Source organism: Curtobacterium sp. MCLR17_044 (genome assembly GCF_003234435.1).
GTDB classification, from domain to species: domain Bacteria; phylum Actinomycetota; class Actinomycetes; order Actinomycetales; family Microbacteriaceae; genus Curtobacterium; species Curtobacterium flaccumfaciens.
This window is the reverse complement of record NZ_QKTC01000006.1, coordinates 148,207-168,318: the sequence shown is the minus strand read 5'-3', so window position 1 is coordinate 168,318 and position 20,112 is coordinate 148,207. Positions and strand designations below refer to the sequence as shown.

At 71.7% G+C, this 20,112-nt stretch carries 17 protein-coding genes; 8 read left to right on the top strand and 9 right to left on the bottom strand.

Features of this window, described 5'->3' with window-relative positions; translation table 11 throughout:
* From DEJ04_RS06030 to DEJ04_RS06020, 3 genes are all read right to left on the bottom strand, one after another.
* A partial coding sequence (locus tag DEJ04_RS06030) for a lamin tail domain-containing protein (protein WP_111046516.1) occupies window positions 1-1,911 on the bottom strand: 1,911 nt, incomplete at its 3' end.
* A gap of 216 nt (window positions 1,912-2,127) precedes the next feature.
* Window positions 2,128-3,441 (bottom strand): ROK family transcriptional regulator, encoded by a 1,314-nt coding sequence (locus DEJ04_RS06025; RefSeq protein ID WP_111046515.1) that lies wholly within the window; start codon window positions 3,439-3,441, stop codon window positions 2,128-2,130.
* A gap of 69 nt (window positions 3,442-3,510) precedes the next feature.
* Window positions 3,511-4,563 carry a LacI family DNA-binding transcriptional regulator gene (locus DEJ04_RS06020; protein WP_220035547.1) on the bottom strand — a complete coding sequence of 351 codons (1,053 nt, stop codon included), beginning with the start codon at window positions 4,561-4,563 and terminating at the stop codon, window positions 3,511-3,513.
* A 195-nt stretch (window positions 4,564-4,758) separates the two neighbouring features.
* Here DEJ04_RS06020 and DEJ04_RS06015 point away from each other — a divergent pair, with 195 nt between their 5' ends.
* The 8 genes from DEJ04_RS06015 (at window position 4,759) to DEJ04_RS05980 (ending at window position 10,947) form a co-directional block, all read left to right on the top strand.
* Window positions 4,759-5,661 (top strand): polysaccharide deacetylase, encoded by a 903-nt coding sequence (locus tag DEJ04_RS06015; protein WP_111024790.1) that lies wholly within the window; start codon window positions 4,759-4,761, stop codon window positions 5,659-5,661.
* On the top strand, window positions 5,661-6,035 hold the full coding sequence (locus DEJ04_RS06010) for a hypothetical protein (RefSeq protein ID WP_111046514.1): 375 nt from the start codon (window positions 5,661-5,663) through the stop codon (window positions 6,033-6,035). The genes DEJ04_RS06015 and DEJ04_RS06010 overlap by 1 nt, the downstream gene beginning before the upstream one ends.
* Window positions 6,032-7,060, top strand: a complete 1,029-nt coding sequence (locus DEJ04_RS06005; RefSeq protein ID WP_111046513.1) for an asparaginase — start codon at window positions 6,032-6,034, stop codon at window positions 7,058-7,060. The genes DEJ04_RS06010 and DEJ04_RS06005 overlap by 4 nt, the downstream gene beginning before the upstream one ends.
* 82 nt (window positions 7,061-7,142) lie before the next feature.
* Window positions 7,143-8,492 (top strand): MFS transporter, encoded by a 1,350-nt coding sequence (locus tag DEJ04_RS06000; protein ID WP_181437747.1) that lies wholly within the window; start codon window positions 7,143-7,145, stop codon window positions 8,490-8,492.
* Entirely contained in the window at window positions 8,489-9,286 is a 798-nt protein-coding gene (locus DEJ04_RS05995; RefSeq protein ID WP_217499762.1) for an SDR family NAD(P)-dependent oxidoreductase, read from the top strand. Before DEJ04_RS06000 ends, DEJ04_RS05995 begins: the two co-directional genes overlap by 4 nt.
* Entirely contained in the window at window positions 9,286-10,035 is a 750-nt protein-coding gene (locus tag DEJ04_RS05990; protein ID WP_111046512.1) for an SDR family NAD(P)-dependent oxidoreductase, read from the top strand. Before DEJ04_RS05995 ends, DEJ04_RS05990 begins: the two co-directional genes overlap by 1 nt.
* 104 nt (window positions 10,036-10,139) lie before the next feature.
* Window positions 10,140-10,595, top strand: a complete 456-nt coding sequence (locus DEJ04_RS05985; RefSeq protein ID WP_027466669.1) for a GNAT family N-acetyltransferase — start codon at window positions 10,140-10,142, stop codon at window positions 10,593-10,595.
* Window positions 10,596-10,608: 13 nt separating this feature from the next.
* Window positions 10,609-10,947, top strand: a complete 339-nt coding sequence (locus DEJ04_RS05980; protein WP_111046511.1) for an MGMT family protein — start codon at window positions 10,609-10,611, stop codon at window positions 10,945-10,947.
* A gap of 50 nt (window positions 10,948-10,997) precedes the next feature.
* Here the strand turns inward: DEJ04_RS05980 and DEJ04_RS05975 are convergent, their stop codons facing one another.
* The 6 genes from DEJ04_RS05975 to DEJ04_RS05950 all read right to left on the bottom strand — a co-directional run bounded on the left by DEJ04_RS05975 (window position 10,998) and on the right by DEJ04_RS05950 (window position 20,016).
* On the bottom strand, window positions 10,998-11,426 hold the full coding sequence (locus tag DEJ04_RS05975; RefSeq protein WP_111046510.1) for a DUF805 domain-containing protein: 429 nt from the start codon (window positions 11,424-11,426) through the stop codon (window positions 10,998-11,000).
* 37 nt (window positions 11,427-11,463) lie between these two features.
* A complete protein-coding gene (locus DEJ04_RS05970; protein WP_111046521.1) occupies window positions 11,464-13,263 on the bottom strand; it encodes an ABC transporter ATP-binding protein in 1,800 nt (599 codons plus the stop codon).
* Window positions 13,264-13,364: 101 nt separating this feature from the next.
* Entirely contained in the window at window positions 13,365-15,173 is a 1,809-nt protein-coding gene (locus tag DEJ04_RS05965; RefSeq protein ID WP_027466673.1) for an ABC transporter ATP-binding protein, read from the bottom strand.
* A 564-nt stretch (window positions 15,174-15,737) separates the two neighbouring features.
* Window positions 15,738-17,372: a bifunctional phosphoribosylaminoimidazolecarboxamide formyltransferase/IMP cyclohydrolase gene (purH, locus tag DEJ04_RS05960; protein WP_111046509.1), complete on the bottom strand. Its 1,635-nt coding sequence runs from the start codon at window positions 17,370-17,372 to the stop codon at window positions 15,738-15,740.
* Window positions 17,369-17,962 carry a phosphoribosylglycinamide formyltransferase gene (purN, locus tag DEJ04_RS05955; protein ID WP_071404669.1) on the bottom strand — a complete coding sequence of 198 codons (594 nt, stop codon included), beginning with the start codon at window positions 17,960-17,962 and terminating at the stop codon, window positions 17,369-17,371. Before purN ends, purH begins: the two co-directional genes overlap by 4 nt.
* A gap of 41 nt (window positions 17,963-18,003) precedes the next feature.
* On the bottom strand, window positions 18,004-20,016 hold the full coding sequence (locus DEJ04_RS05950; RefSeq protein ID WP_111046508.1) for a DUF6350 family protein: 2,013 nt from the start codon (window positions 20,014-20,016) through the stop codon (window positions 18,004-18,006).
* Window positions 20,017-20,112: the final 96 nt, after the last annotated feature.

Sequence of the window (20,112 nt, the reverse complement as noted above, 5' to 3'; positions counted from 1 at the left end):
GGTCGGGGTCGGGGTCGGGGTCGGCGTGGGCTCCGTGCCCGGATCGGTGTCGCCGCCCTCGCACGGGTACGTCCCCGTGCGGAGCGAGAACCCGTCCGTGTCGTTGTCGTCGGCGTAGAAGGTCGCGCGCTCCCCGTCGGTGCAGACGCCCGAGATCGCGAAGCCCTCGTTGGCGAGCGTGCGGTCGGCGGCCGACGGCGCCTCGTACAGCGTCGAGGCGGTGAAGGCCCCGTCGGTCACCTCGTACAGCGCGGTCCGACCCGAGCAGACCTCGTCGCAGACCACCCAGAGCGCGTCGAGCGTCGGGTCGAACTGCACGTCGGCGACGACGGCGAGCGAGGTCGCGATCGTGGCGACCCGCGCCGAGGACCCGTCGTCCATCAGGGCGTAGGCGTACACACTCGCGGTGCCCTCGACCCCGACGAAGAACAGGCCCTCGCCGTGTCCGGCGTAGCTCGACGGTGCGTAGGCGGCGCCGGTGCGCTCGTCGGCGAAGCCGTGCGCGGTGAGCCAGGCGTCCGGGATCCAGGTGACGCCCTCGAGCCCGGCGTTCGCGCCGAGCCCGGGGAAGTCCGCGGCGAGGTTCCACTCGTCCGTGGCCCGCAGGGTGGCCTCGGAGCCGTCGGTCGTGGCGTAGCGCAGGACCGACGGGCGGCTCGTGCTCGACACGTCGTTGTTCCGCTCGGTCGACACGTAGACGGCGCCGGGGTCGTCGCTCGTGACGGTCACGCCCTCGGCGTCCGGGGTGCCCGTGCCGTCGGCGTAGCGCAGGTCGGTGCCCGCGGCGTTCGACGGCGCCCAGCCGCCCGCGCCGTCCGAGGTCAGGTGGTAGAGCAGGCCGTCGCCGTTCTGCACGGCCCAGAGCTGCCCGTCCCGCGAGCTCCCCGAGGTCGTCCAGTCGAGGCCGCTGAGGTCACCGGTGAAGGTGTCCTCGTCGTCGAGCACGGTCTCGTCCGGGCCGCCGGGCCAGGCCTCGGCGGTGACGACGCCGGCGAACCGGTTCGCCGCGCCCTTCGTGGGTGCTGCCGTCTCGGCGAAGTCGCCGGTGCCGTCAGGGTTGCGGCCGTACGTGGTGGCGGCGTGCGCCGTCCACGAGGTCGAGTCGACGACCGCACCGCGGGCGTCGAAGAGCCGCGCGGAGTCCGCCTTGCCGAGTCCGAAGCCGAACGCCGCCTCGTCGAGGACCGTGAAGCCCCCGGCCGCGACGGTCGTGCCCGCGGGGATCGTGTACGTGTGGTCGTCCTCGCTGTCGCGCAGCACGTACCCGCCCAGGTCGACGGTGGTGCTGCCGGTGTTGGTCAGCTCCACCCAGTCGCCGGGGGTGCCGTCCTGCGACTCGACCTCGTTGATGCGCACGGGCGAGGAGCAGTCGTTCGCAGCCCCCTTGGTCGAGGCCGTGGTGTCCACGAGCGGCCCGACACCGTCGGCGCAGCGGCCGTAGGTGACACCGGCGTGGGTCGTCCAGGCGTACCGGAGCACCAGGTCGCCGGCGGGGTCGTACAGGCGCGCGGTGTCGGCACCACCGAGCCCGAAGTCGAAGCCGGGGGCGGTCGCGGACAGCTGGTCGACGACGAAGTACCCGCCGGCGGCGATCGTCGAGCCGCTGGGCAGCACGTACGCGTCGTGCGAGTTGTCCGAGTCGAGGAACGCGTACCTGGTCAGGTCGATCGCGGTGCCCGAGGTGTTCTTGAGCTCGACCCAGTCGGTGTCGTCGGCGTTCGACTCGACCTCGTTGACGACGAGGCCGTTCGCCGCGACGTCGCCGACGGCCGGGTCGTCGTCACCGACGGCCGCGAGGGCCGGGCTGGCGGTGACGACACCGGCGACGACGACCAGGGCGGTCGCGACGGCAGCACCGATGCGGAGGGTGAGCGGGCGCAGGGTCGGTGGGCGCAGGGCGGGAGCGCGCATGCAGAGTCCTTCTCGGGGGAGCGAGCGGGCGGAGACCTGCATGACTGTTCAGCATCCACGCGACCGGCCGGTGGCCGCGGGGTGAACGGGCGGTGTCCCGGGTCACGACCGGCGCCCTGGACGCGCGGCGTGCGGACGGGAGGCGCGGGGCGGGCCCGCACCGCGCCTCCCGTCCGCCCTGCGGTCGCGCTCACCGCATCCGGTGAGCCCGCGCGCTCAGCGCCGGATGAGCAGGGTGCTGGCCCGCGGCGAGAGCGCGGCGTCGAGCACCAGGCAGGCGGCACCCACGGCGGCGACGTCGGCACCGCGGTCGCTCTCCACCACCTGCACGGCGTGCTTCGGCACGAGCAGCGGCGACCCGACGATGGCGGTCCGCGCGGCCGGCAGGGCAGCGCTCGCGATGCGTGACCAGAACGGGCCGCCGAACACCACGCGGTCGATGTCGAGCAGGTTCACGATGAGGACGACGGCGTTGCCCATGACGGTGCCGGCATCGGCCGCGAGCGTGACGGCGGTGTCTTCCCCGTCCGCGATGGCCGCGGCGAGCTCGTCCCACGCGGCGTTCACGGCGTCGACGTCGGCGGCGTCGGCGGCGTCGGTGGCGTCGGTGGCATCGGCGGCGTCTGCAGCAGCATCTGCCTCGGCGACCGCGCGGCCGCCCGACAACGCGAGCCCCCGCGACCGCGCGACCCGCACCAGCCGGTCCGGCGCGACGGCTGCACCGACCTCGCCGCGCGTGCCCGAGCCGTCCGGGGTGCCCGCGAGCGACCCCTGGTCGACCATGATGTGCCCGGCGTCACCCGCGTTCGACCCCACCCCGCGCACGGGTTCGTGGTCGACGACGAGCCCGACGCCGAACCCGGTGCCGAAGTACACGAACGCGAAGTTCCGGGCCGAGGACTCGCCCGCCAGGAACATCTCGCCGACCGCGGCTGCCGTGACGTCCTTCTCGAGCAGGACCGGGTAGCCGGTGGCCTCGGCGAGCGCATCGCGCAGCGGCACGTCCCGCCACCGGGGCAGGAACGGCGGGTCGACCACGATGCCGGCCTCGACGTCGATGGGTCCGGGGCTCGCGATCCCGACGCCGAGCACGCTGTCGACGGCCACCCCGGCGTCGGCGACGAGCCCGTCGACGGCCGAGGCGATGGTGCGCACTACCTCGGACGGGTCGTCGGCGGTGGGGGTCGAGGTGGTGGACGCGGCGACGACGGTGCCGGCGAGGTCGAGCAGCACGTAGGTGACGACGGCCGGGTCGACGTGCACGCCGACCGCGTACCGGCTGCCCGGTTCGAGCCGCAGGATGGTGCGGGGCTTGCCGCGGCCGGACACGACGGTGCCGGACTCGACGATCATGCCGGCCTCGATCAGGAACCGGGTGACGTTCGACACGGTCTGCGCGCTCAGGCCGGTGCGGGCGGCGAGTTCGACGCGGCTCAGGCCGTCGGGCGAGCGGCGGACGGCGTCGAGGACCACGGTGCGGTTGAACCCGCCGATCGACGGGAGGTTCGCTCCGCGTCGATGCTCTGCCATGCCGCGACCATACCGCGACGCCGCTCGGGCACCCGCTCGCGTGGTCCGGTCAGAGCGCCCTGTCCTGGATCAGCCCGCCGGACGTCCGGTCGACGACCGCACCACGAGCGAGACCGGGAGCGTCGCTCCCTGCAGTGCCCCGTCGCCGATCGCCGCGAGCAGCCGCTCCACGGCCACGGTGCCCATCAGGGCGGTCGGTGAGTGCACGGTCGTCATGGGCGTGGGCAGCTGCGCCACGACCGAGATGTCGTTGTAGCCGACGATCGACAGGTCGTCGGGCACGCGCAGGCCGCGTTGCCGTGCGGCGCCCATCACGCCGATCGCCGCGGTGTCGTTGACGGCGAAGATCGCGGTCGGCGGGTCCGACAGCGAGAGCAGCGTGTGCGCGCCGACCACGCCTCCCTCGACCTCGAAGTCGCTGTGGACGACGAGCGCGTCGTCGACGGCGAGGTCCCGCTGCTCGTGCGCCAGGCGGAACCCGGCCACCCGCTCCACGGCGGTGCTGGCGTGGCGCGGACCCGCGATGACGCCGATGCGGCGGTGCCCCAGCGCGAGCAGGTGTTCCGTCGCCATCCGGCCGCCCTCGACGTCGTCACCGACCACGGCGGGCATCCAGTCCCCGGGGTGGCGGTTCGTCGCGATGACCGGCACGGGGAGGTCCATCAGCCGAGGGTTCGGGGACGACAGGTGGAGCGAGCTGACGATGAGGCCGTCGACCTGTCGGGAGAGCAGGAAGTCGACCGCGTCCAGTTGCGCGCCCATGTCGTCCGGGGGCGTTGTGAGCAACAGCTGGTACCCGGCAGAGCGGGCGGCCGACTCGACGGACTGGCAGATCGTCGCGATGACCGTGTCGGCGAGCCGTGGCATCACGACGCCGATGGTGTTCGACCGCCGGGTCCGGAGCGATGCTGCGAGTCGGTTGGGGCGGTACCCGAGCTCGGCCGCCGCCGCGATCACCCGCTGCGCCGAGGCGCTCCACCCCTTGGTCGGCTCCGCCTGTCGGAGCACGCGCGACGCCGTCGAGATGTGCACGCCGGCGAGCGCAGCGATGGCCTGCAGTTTCACGTCACCACGACGATCCTGCTGACCGTGTCCGGCCGGGTCGTCGCTCGTACTGCCCATCCGTCGAGTCTAGGTGACAGATCGTCGTCACACCGTGCGGCGCGAACGTTTGCAGGTGCCCCGCCCAACGACAGCCCGGACGAGCCGAAACACACTGGTTACACGGTTGGACGTCGATCGAAACAGTCGACTGTCAGGATTCCGGTCAATGCAAACGATTGCACGAATTGCAGCAACGACGAGAGACGGTGTCCCATGGTGAAAGAGATCTTCGTGTCCTTCGGCGTCGACATCGACGCGGTCGCAGGCTGGCTCGGCTCCTACGGAGGGGCGGATTCCCCCTCGGACATCCAGCGCGGGATCTTCGCCGGACGGACCGGCGTCCCCCGTCTGCAGAAGGTGTTCGACCGCGCCGACATCGCGGCGACCTGGTTCATCCCCGGCCACTCGCTCGAGACCTTCCCGGACCAGTGCAAGGCCCTGTTCGACGCCGGCCACGAGATCGGTGCGCACGGGTACAGCCACGAGAACCCCGTGGCGATGACCGAAGCGCAGGAGGACGCGGTGATGGAGCGCTCGGTCGAGCTGATCACGCGACTCACGGGTCAGCAGCCGACGGGCTACGTCGCGCCGTGGTGGGAACTGAGCAGCTACACGCCCACGCTCCTGGAGAAGTTCGGGTTCAGCTACGACCACAGTCAGCAGCACAAGGACTTCGTCCCCTACTACTCGATCGTCGGCGACCAGTGGACGCCGATCGACTACTCGCAGGACCCGCACACGTGGATGACGCCACTCGTCCACGGGAGCGAGATCGACCTCGTCGAGATCGCGGCGAACTGGTACGTCGACGACCTGCCCCCGATGATGTTCATCAAGTCGAGCCCGAACAGCCACGGCTTCGTCAACCCGCGCGACGTCGAGCAGATGTGGAAGGACCAGTTCGACTGGGTGTACCGCGAACTCGACTACGCCGTCTTCCCGATCACGATCCACCCCGACGTCTCCGGGCGGCCGCAGGTCCTGCTCATGATCGAGCGGCTCATCGAGTACATCGGGGGCCACGAGGGCGTCCGGTTCGTCACGATGAACGAGATCGCCGACGACTTCCGCGTCCGCTTCCCGTTCGCGCAGCCCGAGCGCCCACGCGAGTACTGATGTGCGGCGGATGTGGCGGCAACGGCGGGCACCGTGACTGGTACGCCGCCGGTGTCGAGGACACCCCCGCGGCGCGCAAGCGGGCGCAGCTCCGGCTGGCTGCCTGGGCGACCCGGCTCTTCGCGGGCGATCGGATCCGCGTCCACGAGGTCCCGGGCACCGTGCGGCTCGTGATCGTCGGGCCGACCGGCAAGCGCGTCGTGGCCCAGGGCGTCGACGGGGTCCTGGACGCGGTCGAACAGGTCGGAGCCGGGCGCACGGACTGGTCGGCCGTCGCCACCCGTGTCCGCAGGGCCGACCCGCGTGACGACACCGACTGGGAACACCGCAGCCTCGCCCGCGCGGTCGATCGACGAAGGGACACCCTGCCGTGACGGACCCCACGCTCCCCCGGATCGTGTACCTCGCCCTCGGCGGGACCATCGCGAGCGTCACCTCGGGCGATCCGCGCGACTGCGGCGCCGTGCCGCGGATCGCAGCCCGCGACCTCCTCGCCGGTGTGCCGGCCATCGCGCAGGTCGCACGGGTCGAGGCCCGCCAGCTCGGCATGGTGCCCTCGCCCTCGCTCGACTTCGACGACGTGCAGCGGGCGCTCGACGCCGCGCGGGACGCCGTCGGCTCCGGAGCCTCGGGCGTCGTGCTGTCGCAGGGCACGGACACCATCGAGGAGACCGCGTACCTGCTCGACCTCGCCTGGGACCGCCCCGAGCCCCTCGTGGTGACCGGAGCGATGCGTCACGCCTCCTCGCCCGGCGCGGACGGCCCGGCCAACCTGTTGGCGGCCGTGTGCGTGGCCGCGGCACCGGCAGCAGTGGGACGTGGCGTCCTCGTCGTGCTCGACGACGAGGTGCACGCCGCCGGGACGGTCCGCAAGACGCACACCTCGTCGACCGGTGCCTTCGCCTCACCGGGTTCCGGTCCGCTCGGACGGGTCACCGAGGGCTCGCCCGTCTTCCACGCTCCGGCGACCCGAGCGCCCGCGCTCACCACACGCGTCGCACCGCTGCCTCCGGTGGCCCTGCACCGGGTCACCCTCGCCGACGACGGCCGGGTCCTGTCGACCCTGGACGGACTCGGGTACCGCGGCGCGGTCATCGAAGGCTTCGGCGGCGGGCACGTCGCCGAGCGCACGGTCAACGCCGTCCGCGCCCTCGCCGCGCAGATGCCGGTCGTGCTGGCGTCGCGGACCGGCGCCGGTGCGACGCTCACGACGACGTACGGCTTCGCGGGCGGCGAGATCGACCTGCTCGGCGCCGGACTCGTCCCCGCCGGCAACCTCGACGGCCTCAAGGCGCGTCTCCTGCTGGCTGCCCTGCTCGCCCTCGACGCCCCGGACGACCGCATCCACGCGGCGTTCGCCGCCCACGGCCGGGGCTCTCCCCCGACCGGCCACCCCTGACCGCACCCACGCTCCGCCTCCGCCCGTCAGCCCGCGCCGCGACACCGTCGCAGCGCCGCACCGCCGTACCGAGAGGAAGACCATGTCCACCACGACCATCCACGAGCCCGAGGACCTCGAGCTCGCCACCGGGACGTTCCCGACGATCGGGCCGAAGGAGACCAAGCGCGGCGCGACCCTGGCGTTCTTCGCCTGGACGCTCGCCGTCTACGACTTCATCATGTTCGGCACGCTCCTCCCCCGCATCGCCGAGGACTTCGGGTGGAACGAACAGACCGCCCTGCTGGCGAACACCCTCGTGAGCGTCGGTGTCTTCGTCGTCGTCGTCCTCGTCGGTCTGTTCGTGGACCGACTCGGCCGGCGCCGCGGCATGATGATCACGATCGGCGGCGCGGCCCTGTCGTCGCTGCTGACGGCGGCATCGACGGGGGTCGCCTCGCTCGTCGGCTTCCGGGCCCTGAGCGGCTTCGGGATGGCCGAGCAGTCGGTGAACTCCACCTACCTCAACGAGGTCTTCGCGCTCACCGAGCTCGAGGGCGTCAAGAAGCGTCGCGGCTTCTTCTACAGCCTCGTCCAGACCGGTTGGCCGATCGGCGCGCTCCTCGCCGCCGCGTTCATCGCCGGCATCAACGGGCTGTTCGGACAGGAGTCCTGGCGGCTCGCGTTCCTCATCGCCACCGTTCCGGCGCTGTTCATCCTGTTCCTGCGCAAGGGCATCAAGGAGACGCCGCAGCACCGTCTGAACACGTACCTGCGGCAGCTGCGGAAGTCCGGTCGCACCGAGGAAGCCGCCGAGGTCGCCACCCGCTTCGGCATCGTCGACGAGGGTCCGAACCCGCTGCGGGCGATCTTCGGCCGACGGTACGCACGCAACACCGTCGTGCTCTCGATCGCGTGGATCGTGAACTACTTCGGCATCACCACCACGAGCGTGCTCGGGACGACGATGCTCGAGGGCGTCAAGGGTGTCGACGCGAGCATGTCGCTGCTCATCATCGTGCTGTCGAACGTGGTCGGCGCCGCCGGCTACCTGTTCCACGGCTGGCTCGGCGACATCATCGGCCGCAAGACCACGATCGTCGTGGGCTGGGTGCTCGCAGGTGTCTGCTGGACCCTCTTCGTGCTCGGTCCGGACGACTTCGGCTACGTCCTGGTCACGTACATGCTGACGCTGTTCTTCCTGCTCGGACCGTACGCGTCGCTGCTCTTCCTGCAGGCGGAGTGCTTCGACTCGAGCTGCCGCGCCACCGGGTCCGCGTTCGTCACCGCGATGGGCCAGCCCGGCACCATCATCGGCTCGGCTGTGCTGACGGCCCTCGTCGCCGGGAGCATCGGGCTCGGCCCGGCCGCCCTCATCGTCGGTGCGGGCGGCATGGTCCTCTCCGGTCTGATCATGCTCGGGACGAAGCGCGTGGCGGTGATCGACCATTGAGCGCCACGACACCGACCGGCGTGTACTCCGAGTTCTCGGGGAGCGTGGTCGTCATCACCGGCGCCGCGAGCGGGATCGGCGCGGCCCTCGCCGTGCAGCTCGCCGAGTACGGCGCGAACATCGTCATCCCGGTTTTCGCGGGTGACCCGCACGATCCCGCACCCGTCGTCGACGCCGTCGAGGCCGCCGGGGGCAGTGCGCTGACGGTCACCGCGGACGTCCGCAGCACCGAGGACGTCGACGCCGTGTTCCAGGCGGCCGTGGACCGCTGGGGTCGCGTCGACCACGTGGTGGCGGGAGCGGGGGTCCTCCGTCGGCAGCCGCTCGACACCATGACCGACGCGGCGTGGGACGACATCCTGCAGGTGGACCTGCACGGTGTGATGCGCACGCTCCGGGCCGGTGCCCGGCACCTCGACCGGGGCGGGTCGATGGTGGCCGTGTCCTCGATCGCGGGCGGGGTGTACGGCTGGGTCGCACACAGCCACTACGCCGCGTGCAAGGCTGCAGTGATCGGCCTCGCCCGGAGTGCGGCAGCCGAGCTGGCGCCGCGCGGGATCCGGGTGAACACCATCGTCCCGGGGCTCATCGAGACGCCGCAGTCCTCGGACGCCCAGAACTCGCTCGGCCCGGCGGGCCTCGCCGCCGCGGGTGCGCGGATCCCGTGGGGTCGTGTCGGCCACGCCGACGAAGCCGCCGCGGCCATCCGGTTCCTGCTCAGCCACGAGGCGCGCTACGTCACCGGGCAGGAACTCGTCGTCGACGGCGGCCTGACCATCCTGATGGCCGACTGATGCCCGACGGGACGGTGTTCGACCTCACCGGGACGACCGCCCTGGTGACGGGTGGCGCGAGCGGCATCGGTCTCGCGATCGTGGAGACCTTCGTCGCCGCCGGAGCGCGGGTCGTCGCCGCGGACCTCGACGCCGACGGCCTGGCGGACCTCGCCGAGCGGCTGGGCGTCCGGACCATCGTGCTCGACGTCACCGACGAGGACCGGGTCGAGGCCGCCGTGGCGTCGGTCGACGAGGAGTCCGGCGGGATCCAGGTCCTGGTGAACGCCGCCGGCGTGCTCACGCAGGCCCCGCTCGAGGAGCTCACCACGGCGGACTGGGCGCGTGTCATGGCGATCGACCTGACCGGGGTCTTCCTGGTGATGCGAGCAGTCGGTCGGCGGATGCTCCGCGACGGGCACGGGCGCATCATCAACCTCGCCTCCCAGCTGGCGATCAAGGGCGGCTCCGAGGTCGCGCACTACGCGGCCGCGAAGGCCGGGGTCATCGCGCTGACGAAGAGCGCCGCCATCGAGTGGAGCGGACGGGGCGTGCTCGTCAACGCGATCGCACCCGGCCCGATCGTGTCGCCGATGACGGACCGGATGACGGCGCAGTGGCGGACGGACAAGGCCGCCGAGCTCCCGATCGGACGTTTCGGGGTCCCCGCCGAGGTCGCTCCGACCGCCCTGCTGCTCGCGTCGTCGCCAGCGGGTGACCTGTACACCGGGCAGACGCTCGGCCCGAACTCGGGTGACGTCATGCCGTGAGCACCACACGCCGGTCGGCCGGTCGGTTCCGCCGCGGCAACGGTGCGGTCTCGGTCTGCCCCGGTCTCTGGCTTCCGCAGGGTCTGCACCGTTAGCCTGGCCGCATGTCCGACCTGCGCCTGGAAGAACTCTCCGCGAAGACCGCTGCCGCGGCCAACTCCCTGACGCTCAAGCCGGGCCAGGAACAGTTCGTGCAGCCGACCACCTACGGGGTCGCCGAGTCCGACGTCAAGCCGAGCTCCGCGTGGACCCGTGTCGTCCTCGACGACGACGAGGTCCTCGGCCTGATCATCGGTTCGTTCGACGCCGACAACGCGCAGGAAGAGCTGCGCAGCTGCATCTGGCGCGTCAACGTGGCGGCGAGCGCGCAGGGCCGGGGCGTCGGTCGCTTCGCCGTGCACGGTCTGGCGGACGAGGCACGCAGCCGTGGGTTCGAGCGGCTGACGGTCGTGTACGAGCCGGGCGGCGACGACAGCCCCGAGGCGTTCTTCCGCGCCGTGGGCTTCGAGGTCGTGCGCGAGACCCAGTACGGCGACCACTTCGCGGTCCTGACGCTCTAGCACGCCCGACGACGTGGCATCCGACGACGCCGCCGTCGACTTCGGCGCCGCCGTCGCCGAGGTGGTGCGGATGATCCCGCCGGGTCACGTCATGACGTACGGCGACGTCGCCGCAGCCCTCGGGTCGCGGGCGTCGCGTGCCGTCGGCAAGGTGATGGCGCACGAGGGCGCCGACCTGCCGTGGTGGCGCGTGGTGCGCGCGGGTGGGCACCCGCCGCTCCACCACGAGGCCCGTGCGCTCGAGCACTACCGCGTCGAGGGGACGCCGCTCGTGCAGGGGACGACGGCCTGGAGGCTCGACATGCGTCGTGCCCGCTGGTCACCCACCACGGACGCGGACGACCCGTTCTGATCCCCGGCCGCGCAGGCCGGCCCGCCAGGGTGCTCCGTCAGGGTCCACCGTCAGCGGTCGAAACGCGCACCCTTCGGGTTCACGGGCAGCAGGCACAGTACGTACACGATCAGTGAGCCGAGGCCCGGCAGCACGTGCAGGAACTGCCAGAAGCCGGACAGGTTGGCGTCGTGCAGCCGTCGGGCGCCGAGGGCGAGCGACCCGATGAGCGTCGCGAGCACCCACAGCATGAACAGGTACGAGCCGACGGGGTTCTCGAGCACCGGGGTGTCCGGCGTGAACACCTGCGGCACGAGCTGCAGCACGAGCCCGATCGCGAACGACGTCAGCCACCACCACCAGAACTCGGCGCGCGATGCCCGTCCGGTGAACACGGTGTACTTCCGCCAGAACCGTCGGACGGCCTCGGTGAAGGGGGCACCGTAGAAGGGGTCGTGCAGGGCGACGCCGCCGGGCTGCACCACGCTGTCGTTGCTCATGGAGCAAGCCAACCACGTGGTGCAGCCCGACCGGGGCCTAGACGAGCGAGTCGCGCCAGGCCGCGTGCAGCTGGGCGAACCGCCCGGTGCCGGCGATGAGGTCGGCGGGGGTGCCGTCCTCGACGATCCGGCCGTGTTCCATCACGAGCACCCGGTGGGCGATCGCGACGGTGGACAGCCGGTGCGCGATGATCACCGCGGTGCGGTCGGCGAGCAGGGTCTCCAGGCCCTCCTGCACGAGTCGCTCCGAGGGGATGTCGAGCGACGCCGTGGCCTCGTCGAGGATGAGCACCTTCGGGTCCGCGATGAACGCCCGCGCGAACGAGAGCAACTGCCGCTGGCCCGCCGAGACACGGCCACCGCGCTTGTTCACGTCGGTGTCGTACCCGTCGGGCAGCGCCATGATGAACTCGTGCGCGCCGACGGCCTTGGCCGACGCCTCGATCTCCTCACGCGACGCACCGGGCTTGCCGAGCGCGATGTTGTCCGCGACGGTGCCGGAGAACAGGTACGCCTCTTGTGTGACCATCACGATCGCGCGGCGCATGTCCTTCGTGTCGAGGTCGCGCAGGTCCACGCCGTCGAGCTTGACCGAGCCCTGGGTCGGGTCGTAGAAGCGCGCCATGAGCTTGGCGAGCGTCGACTTGCCGGCACCGGTGGACCCGACGAGGGCGATGGTCTGCCCCGACGGGATGTGCAGGTCGAACTGGGGCAGCACGACCTTGCCCTTGTTGTAGGCGAAGACGACGTCGTCGAAGTCCATCTTCCCGGTGGCGTCCGCCAGACGGGTGGGCTTCACGGGGTCCGGCACGCTCGGCCGTTCCTCGAGGACACCGGAGATCTTCTCCATCGCCGCCGAGGCCGACTGGTACCCGTTGTAGAACATCGCCAGTTCCTGCGCCGGGTCGAAGAAGCGCTTGGCGTACAGCGCGACCGCGAGCAGCGCACCGACCTCGAGCGTCCCGCCGACGATCCGGAAACCACCGACGATGACGACCGCGGCGAGCGTGGCGTTGCCGATGAGCACGAGCACCGGGTCGAAGGTCCCGAACAGGTTGAACACCTTCGTGTTCGCCACCCGGTAGTCCTCGACGTAGCCGCCGTACTCGTCACGGTTGCGGGACTCCTTGCGGAACGCCTGCACCGCGCGGATGCCCGTCATCGTCTCGACGAAGTGCACGATGACACGCGCCGAGGTGACACGGGTGGAGCGGAACAGCGTCTGCGAGTTCGTCTGGAACCAGCGGATCAGGAACCAGAGCGGCACGAGCGACACCGCGAGCACGAGCCCGGACGTCGGGTCGAGCAGCACCAGGGCCACGGCGGTGAACGCCATGTACAGCACGCCCTGGATGAGCTGGTTCAGCCCGGAGTCGAGCAGCTCCCGGATCGAGTCGAGGTCACTCGTCTGGCGCGAGATGATCCGGCCCGACGTGTAGGTCTCGTGGAACTCGAGCGAGAGCCGCTGCGTGTGCAGGAACACCCGCTTGCGGAGGTCGAACAGGATCGCCTGGCTGATCCGTGCCGCGAGCACCGTGTACCAGGCGGTGAGCACCGCACCGAGGACGGCCACCACGATGTACGTCGCGACGACCCCGAACGCCGGCACCCAGTCGTTCTGGTCCATCACCGCGGGCAGGGCGTTGTCGATGCCCCACGCGATGAGCGCCGGACCCGCGACGGTGCCGGCGGTCGAGACCACGACCACGATCCCGAGCAGCACCAGCCGGAGCTTCAGCGGTGCGGCGAGGGACCCGAGCAGGGCGAGGGACCGGCGCCGCAGGCGCTTGCTCTCGGCCTTCGTGAAGTCCTCACGCTCCTCGCCGCGCACGCCCATGGTGGTGATCGAGGCGGTGACGGGGGCGGCAGCCTGCTCGTCCGGAGCTTCCTGCGGGACGGACGCCGTTCCTCCCGGCAGGTTCTGGTCGGTCTGCTGGCTCATGCCATCGCCTCCTGTCGTGCGGTCGCGTCGTCGTCGTCGAGCGACGAGATGACGTAGCGGTAGTGCTCGTTGGTGGCCATCAGGTCGTGGTGGGTCCCGACGGCCGTGACGACGCCGTTCTCCATCAGGGCGACCCGGTCGGCCAGCGTCACCGTCGATGGACGGTGCGCCACGATGAGCGACGTGGTGTCGGCGAGCACGCGTCGCAGGCCCGCCTCGACCCGCGCCTCGGTGTCGACGTCGAGCGCCGACAGCGGGTCGTCGAGCACGAGCACCGACGGCCGTGCGGCGATCGCGCGGGCGAGTGCCAGGCGCTGGCGCTGCCCACCGGACAGCGACAGCCCCTCTTCACCCACCCGGGTGTCGACGCCGTCGGGCAGGTCGTCCACGAAGGACGCCTGCGCGATGTCGAGCGCCTCGCGCATGAGCGCCTCGGCCTCGGCACCCTGCACGTCCGGTCGACCGAGCAGCACGTTCTCACGCACGGTCGACGAGAACAGGGTGGCGTCCTCGAACGCGACGCCGACGTGCCGGCGCAGCTCTTCGCGGGTGAGGTCGCGGATGTCGACCCCGTCGATCGTCACCGAACCGCCGGTCACGTCGTACAGACGCGGCACGAGCGAGAGCAGTGTCGTCTTGCCGCAGCCGGTGAGCCCGACGAGCGCCATGGTCTCGCCCGGCTGCAGCTGCAGTTCGACGCCGTTGATCAGGTCCGGGTACTGCGGTGCGGAGTCCTGGTACCGGAAGTGCACGCCGTTGAACGACAGGGCACCGTGCGGCTCCGCGATCGTCTTCGGGTGCTCCGGGTCCGTGATGGTGTTCTCGGAGTCCATGACCTCGAAGAAGCGGTCGACCGCCGTGCGGGTGTCGAACGTCATCGAGAGCAGGAAGCCGATCGACTCGATCGGGAACCGCAGCACCGTCGCCGTCGCGAAGAACGCGAACAGCTGCCCGACGCTGAGCTGCCCCTGCGACGCGAGCCAGATGCCGGCGAGCAGGCACAGCGCGAACGCGACGTCCGGCACGAGCAGCAGCCACAGCCAGATGCCGGCGATGGCCTTCGCCTTCTTGATCTCGGTGCCGCGCAGGGCCTCGGCCTGCTCGCTGAACTCCTCGAGCTTCGCGCCGCCGCGACCGAACGCCTTGAGCACGCGGATGCCGTGCACCGACTGCTCGACGCTCGTGGCGAGGTCACCGACCTGGTCCTGGCTGCGGCGTGCGACGGCGGAGTACCGGCGCTCGAACAGCAGGCCGTTGATCCACAGCGGGATCGAGGCGATCAGGAAGATCAGCCCGAGGATCCACCCGAAGGTGAACAGCACGACGAAGCCGACGACGATCGTCACGATGTTGACGACGAGCAGGACGACGCCGAAGGCCAGCCAGCGCCGGATCAGCGACAGGTCCGACACGGAACGGGACAGCAGCTGCCCGGACTCCCAGCGGTCGTGGAACGCGACCGGCAGGTCCTGCAGCTTCGCGTAGAGCGAGTTGCGCATGCTGGTCTCGATGCGGGTCGAGGGGCGCATCACCAGCCGGCGGCGCGAGGCGATGAAGAACGCCTCGAGCACACCGAGGGCGAGCACCCCGAGCCCGGCGGGCCAGATCTGTGCCGAGTCGCGCGACGACAGCGGACCGTCGACGAGCCACTGCAGCACGTAGGGGATTGCGAGCGCCACCAGGGAGGCTCCCATCGCTGCGGCCATGCCGCCGATGAGGCGCCCCTGGTAGGGCTTCACGTAGGGGTAGATCCGCGCGATCGCGCGGAAGGTGGACGGGCGCGCCGTGGTGGGCGACTTGGACATGCGTTGCGTCCTCATGCGTCTGCCGGGTCCCCGGGTCGCGCTGCGCGGTGCGTGCTCGCTGCTTGCTTGCTGCTTGCTTGCTTGCTTGCTGCTTGCTTGCTCGCGTCGCGCGGCTTCGGCCTGGAGGCTCGGTGTGGCGTTGCGTGGTGATCATCGGCCGGGCGCGTGGTCGCGTCTCCGCCGTCACTCGCGTGACGTCGGTCGGGCCGGAGGCACCGAGGGACAGTCGTCCCCCGGGTTCAGGCGGGTGGTTCGCGGACGCCGGTGGTGCTGCGTCGCGGGGCCGTGGGAACGGCCCGACTAGACGGCGGCCGCGGCGCGGGGCCGCGGTGCGATCAGGGATCGCCGTGCGGGAGTGGTCCCCACGACGGACACGAGACCTGCACGGGCGGCCGTCGCCACGGTTCCGGTCATGTTGTCCATCGTCACTCCAGTCGTCGTCTTCGTCACCGTTGTGTCCGCGGTGCCGCCGGTCCCGAGGGATCGTCGGCTGCCTGCCGCGGAGCCTTACAGACTATTCACAGTGACTCACGGCGCGCAATGGTTCGCCACCGATTGTTCACATCAGTGGAAGAAGTGGCGCTCGCTCGTGAAGTACATCGTGACGCCGGCGGCCTTCGCCGCAGCGATGACCTCGTCGTCGCGGACGCTGCCACCGGGCTGCGCCACCGCACGGACACCGGCGTCGAGCAGCACCTGCAGGCCGTCGGCGAACGGGAAGAACGCGTCCGACGCCGCGACGCTGCCGGTCGCACGGTCACCCGCACGGTTCACCGCGAGGTGGCAGGAGTCGACCCGGTTGACCTGGCCCATGCCGACACCGACGCTCGCGCCCTGGTTCGCCAGCAGGATGGCGTTCGACTTCACCGAACGGCTCGCACGCCACGCGAAGGCCAGGTCGGCGAGGGTCTGCTCGTCGGCGGGCTCGCCGGCGACGAGGGTCCAGGTGGCCTGGTCGAAGCCCGTGAAGCGGTCGGCGTCCTGCACCAGGAAGCCGCCGGAGATCTGCTTGACCTCGCGGTCGGCGAGCGCGAAGTCGGCCGGCAGCGTGAGCAGGCGGATGTTCTTCTTGCGCGACAGGATCTCGAGCGCCTCGGGGTCGAACCCGGGGGCGACGACGACCTCGGTGAAGATGTCCTTGACGGTCTCGGCCATGGCGACAGTGACCGGGCGGTTCGCGGCGATGACCCCACCGAACGCCGAGAGCGGGTCGCAGGCGTGCGCGGCGGCGTGGGCCGAGGCGATCGGGTCGGCGGCGTCGGCCGGGGCGATCGCGATGCCGCACGGGTTGGCGTGCTTGATGATCGCGACGGCGGGCTCGTCGAAGTCGAAGGCCGCACGGACCGCTGCGTCGGCGTCGACGTAGTTGTTGTACGACATCTCCTTGCCGTGCAGCTGCGTCGCCTGTGCGATGCCGGTGCCGTCCGACGTCGTGTAGAGCGCCGCGGCCTGGTGCGCGTTCTCGCCGTAGCGCAGGGTCGCGGACAGCTCGGCCTCGACCGTCAGGTGCTCGTCGAACGCACCGGGGGTCCGGATGTCGCCGGCGGTCGTCGGGGCCGCAGCGGCGGTGACGACGTCGCTCGCGAAGTAGGACGCCACCGCGGTGTCGTAGGCGGCGGTGTGCGCGAAGGCCTGGGCGGCGAGGCGCTTCCGGAGCTCGAGCGTGGTGCCGCCGGCACGGACGGCCTCGACGACCTCGGGGTAGGACGCCGGGGAGACGACGATCGCCACGTTCGGGTGGTTCTTCGCCGAGGCACGGACCATCGCGGGGCCGCCGATGTCGACGTTCTCGACCACGGTCGCGGTGTCGGCACCCGACGCCACGGTCTCGACGAACGGGTAGAGGTTCACGACGACGAGCTCGAACGGCGCGATGTCGAGGTCGGCGAGCTGCTGCTCGTGCGACTCGAGCCGCAGGTCGGCGAGCAGGCCGGCGTGCACCGACGGGTGCAGCGTCTTCACGCGACCGTCGAGGGATTCCGGGAACCCGGTGACGCTCGCGACGTCGGTGACGGCGTACCCGGCGTCACGGATGGTCTGGGCGGTGGAGCCGGTCGACACGATCTCCACCCCGGAGTCGGCCAGGGCACCGGCGAGCTCGAGCAGGCCGGACTTGTCGCTCACCGAGATGAGTGCACGGCGGACCGGGACCACGTCACGGTCGCGGTAGAGGCTGGGGTCGGCTGCGTGCACGCTCATGCGCTCGGGGTGCCCTTCAGGTCGGTGGTGCCGTTGGCGATGTCGAGGATGGTCTGGATGAGCAGGCGGCGCTCGACCGGCTTGATGCGGTCGTGCAGCGTGGACTCGGTGTCGCCCGGCAGCACCGGGATGCGCTCCTGCGCGAGGATCGGCCCCGTGTCGACGCCGTCGTCGACCGCGATGACGCTCGCGCCGGTCTCGGTGACCCCTGCGGCCAGGGCGTCCCGCACGCCGTGGGCGCCGGGGAACTCGGGCAGGTACGCCGGGTGGGTGTTGATGATCCCCGGGGCGAACTCGGACACCACGGCCGGGGGCAGCAGGCGCATCAGGCCGGAGAGGACGAGCAGGTCGGGCGACCACGGGCGGATCTGCTCCGCCAGGGCCTGGCCCCACTCGGCGCGGGAGTCGTAGCGGGTGAACGGCACCGTGAAGGTCGGGATCGAGAACTCCTCGCCCAGGCCGAGACCCTCGGCGTCACGGTCGGCACCGATGGCGACGACACGGGCGGGGTACTCGGCGTCGAAGGTCGCTTCGAGCAGGGCTCGGAGGTTCGACCCGGTACCGGAGATCAGGACGACCAGTTCGAGCACGGCACCAACCCTACCGGCAGGCACGCACGCGACGGGCGCTGTTACCGGTCGTCCTTCGGCTGCCGCCACCAGGGCAGCTCGTCCTCGGGGATCTGGTCGGTGACGTCCCACTTCGCCGGGCGGGACGGCTCCGCCGGCTTCGAGGCGGGCGCTCGGGTGTCGGGCGCGACGTCCACGCGGTCCGCCTCGGCCGTTTCGTCCACGTCGTCGCGGCCGGCCACGAACTCCTCGGTGCTCCACGGGAACGCGGGCTGGGCGTCGGTCGGCACCGGGGTGGGTGCGGATGTGGACGCGGCTGCCTGGGCTGCGGGCCGCTCGGGGCCGGGCTGCTCCGGCTCGGCGTCGGAGCCGGTCACGCGGTCGCGGAGTGCACCGGCTCGTCCCCGGACGCCCTCGGCCGCACCGGCCAGGCGGTCGCGGAGGCCACCCAGCGCTGCTCGTCCGGCACTGCGGCGCTCCGGTTCGGGGTCGGCGGCCAGGCGGTCGGCGGCCACCGCGTCGGTCTTCGCCCAGTCGGGGAGCGCGACGTCGTGGTCCGTGTCGCCCGCGCGCGGTGCGACGGGCGCGGGGGCGGAGGCGGGCTCGCTGCCGATCGGCTCACTGCTGACCGGCTCGGTCACGTGTTCGGTCGTCGCACGGGGCCGTGCAGCGGTCGACCCGTCGTGGGACTCCTCGACCACGAAGCGGTGCACGTCGGTGGTGCGCCCGGCGCCGGCCTGGTCGAGCGCGGCGAGCAGGGACCCCTCGCCGACATCGACCCCGGCGCGCGCCGCGTCGTGGGCATCGTCGGGTTCGTCGGCCTCGGTCCAGCGCTCTCGCGTCCATCCGCGGTCCGGCAGCCGGACCAGGTCACTGCCCGCGGCGAGCGCGATGATCGCCGGCAGGCCGATCTCGAGTGCGGCGAACCCGCCGACCGCGAGGGCGTGCGGACCGACGTCGGCCAGGCGGCCGGGGCCGAACGAACCGGAGGACACCCAGGCGATGAGCCCCGTGAGCACCCCGGCCACGAGTCCCGCGACGACACCGCCGAGCGCACGGTGCAGCGCGGAGTCGGCGGTGCCCAGGGCCCGCACCAACCGCGGCCGCATCGAGCCGCCGATCGCGAACCCGGCGATGACCGGCACGAGGATCCAGACGAGCCCGAAGGTGTGACCAGAGGTCGGCAGCGCGCCGAAGACCGGCAGCCCGGGGATCGGGCCCAGGGTCGTGGCGATCGGGGACACGCTCGACCCGGTGCCGATGGCGAACCCGGGGCCGATCAGCCACGAGGTCGCCCACCCGACGAAGTCCGGCAGGAAGGCGAGCTGTCCGACGGTGAGTGCGACGCCGCCGATGACCCCGGCGTGCGACTGCTCGTACAGGGTGATGACCTCGGCGAACGAGGTGAAGAGGAGCAGGCCGACGAGCACCGCGGCCACGCCGACGACCACGGCGGTCGCGGCGGTCCCGGCGCGCAGGCCGAACCCGGCGACGGCCCGCCAGACGGCGGGGATGCGGTCGACCACGTCGATGACGCGCTGGGTGCCGGCGTCGGCGGGCAGGTCACGGCGACGACGGCAGACCTCGGACGCGGCGAGTGCGGGGATCCCGAACCAGAGCGCCGGCAGCACCACGGCCTGCCAGAGCGTGGGGCGGGTGGCGGCGGAGGTCGACGACAGCGCGACGGCCAGACCGAGGAGCGCGACGACGGCGGTCCCGACCAGCAGCCCGGTGGTGCGGTGCTCGGTCTCCGCGAACCGACGTCCGGCGCGGGCGCCGAGCCAGGCCGTCACGACCGCGAACCCGAGGGCCGCCAGGGTGACGTGGATGGGGTCGGCGGCGCCGCTGACCCCGGTGCTCTTGGCGAGTGCGGACCCGAGCAGGAACGAGACGTCGACGCCGTGTCCGACGAGCCACACGCTGCCGGTGGCCTTCCAGAACACGTCCCAGTCGACCTGCAGGCCGTACTCGAACCCCCAGAGCAACGTCAGGGGCACGAGGGCGATCCCGATGCCGACGCCGACCGTCACGACCGCCTCGATCGCGGCGAGCAGAGCGGTTCCCAGGCGGTTCATCGCAGCGAGGATACGTGCCCCTCGCGCGGCCGCCCCGGAGCCGCGCGGCTGCCGACGCAAAACACCGGTGTTCGCAGGACGAACACGCGCAGGACG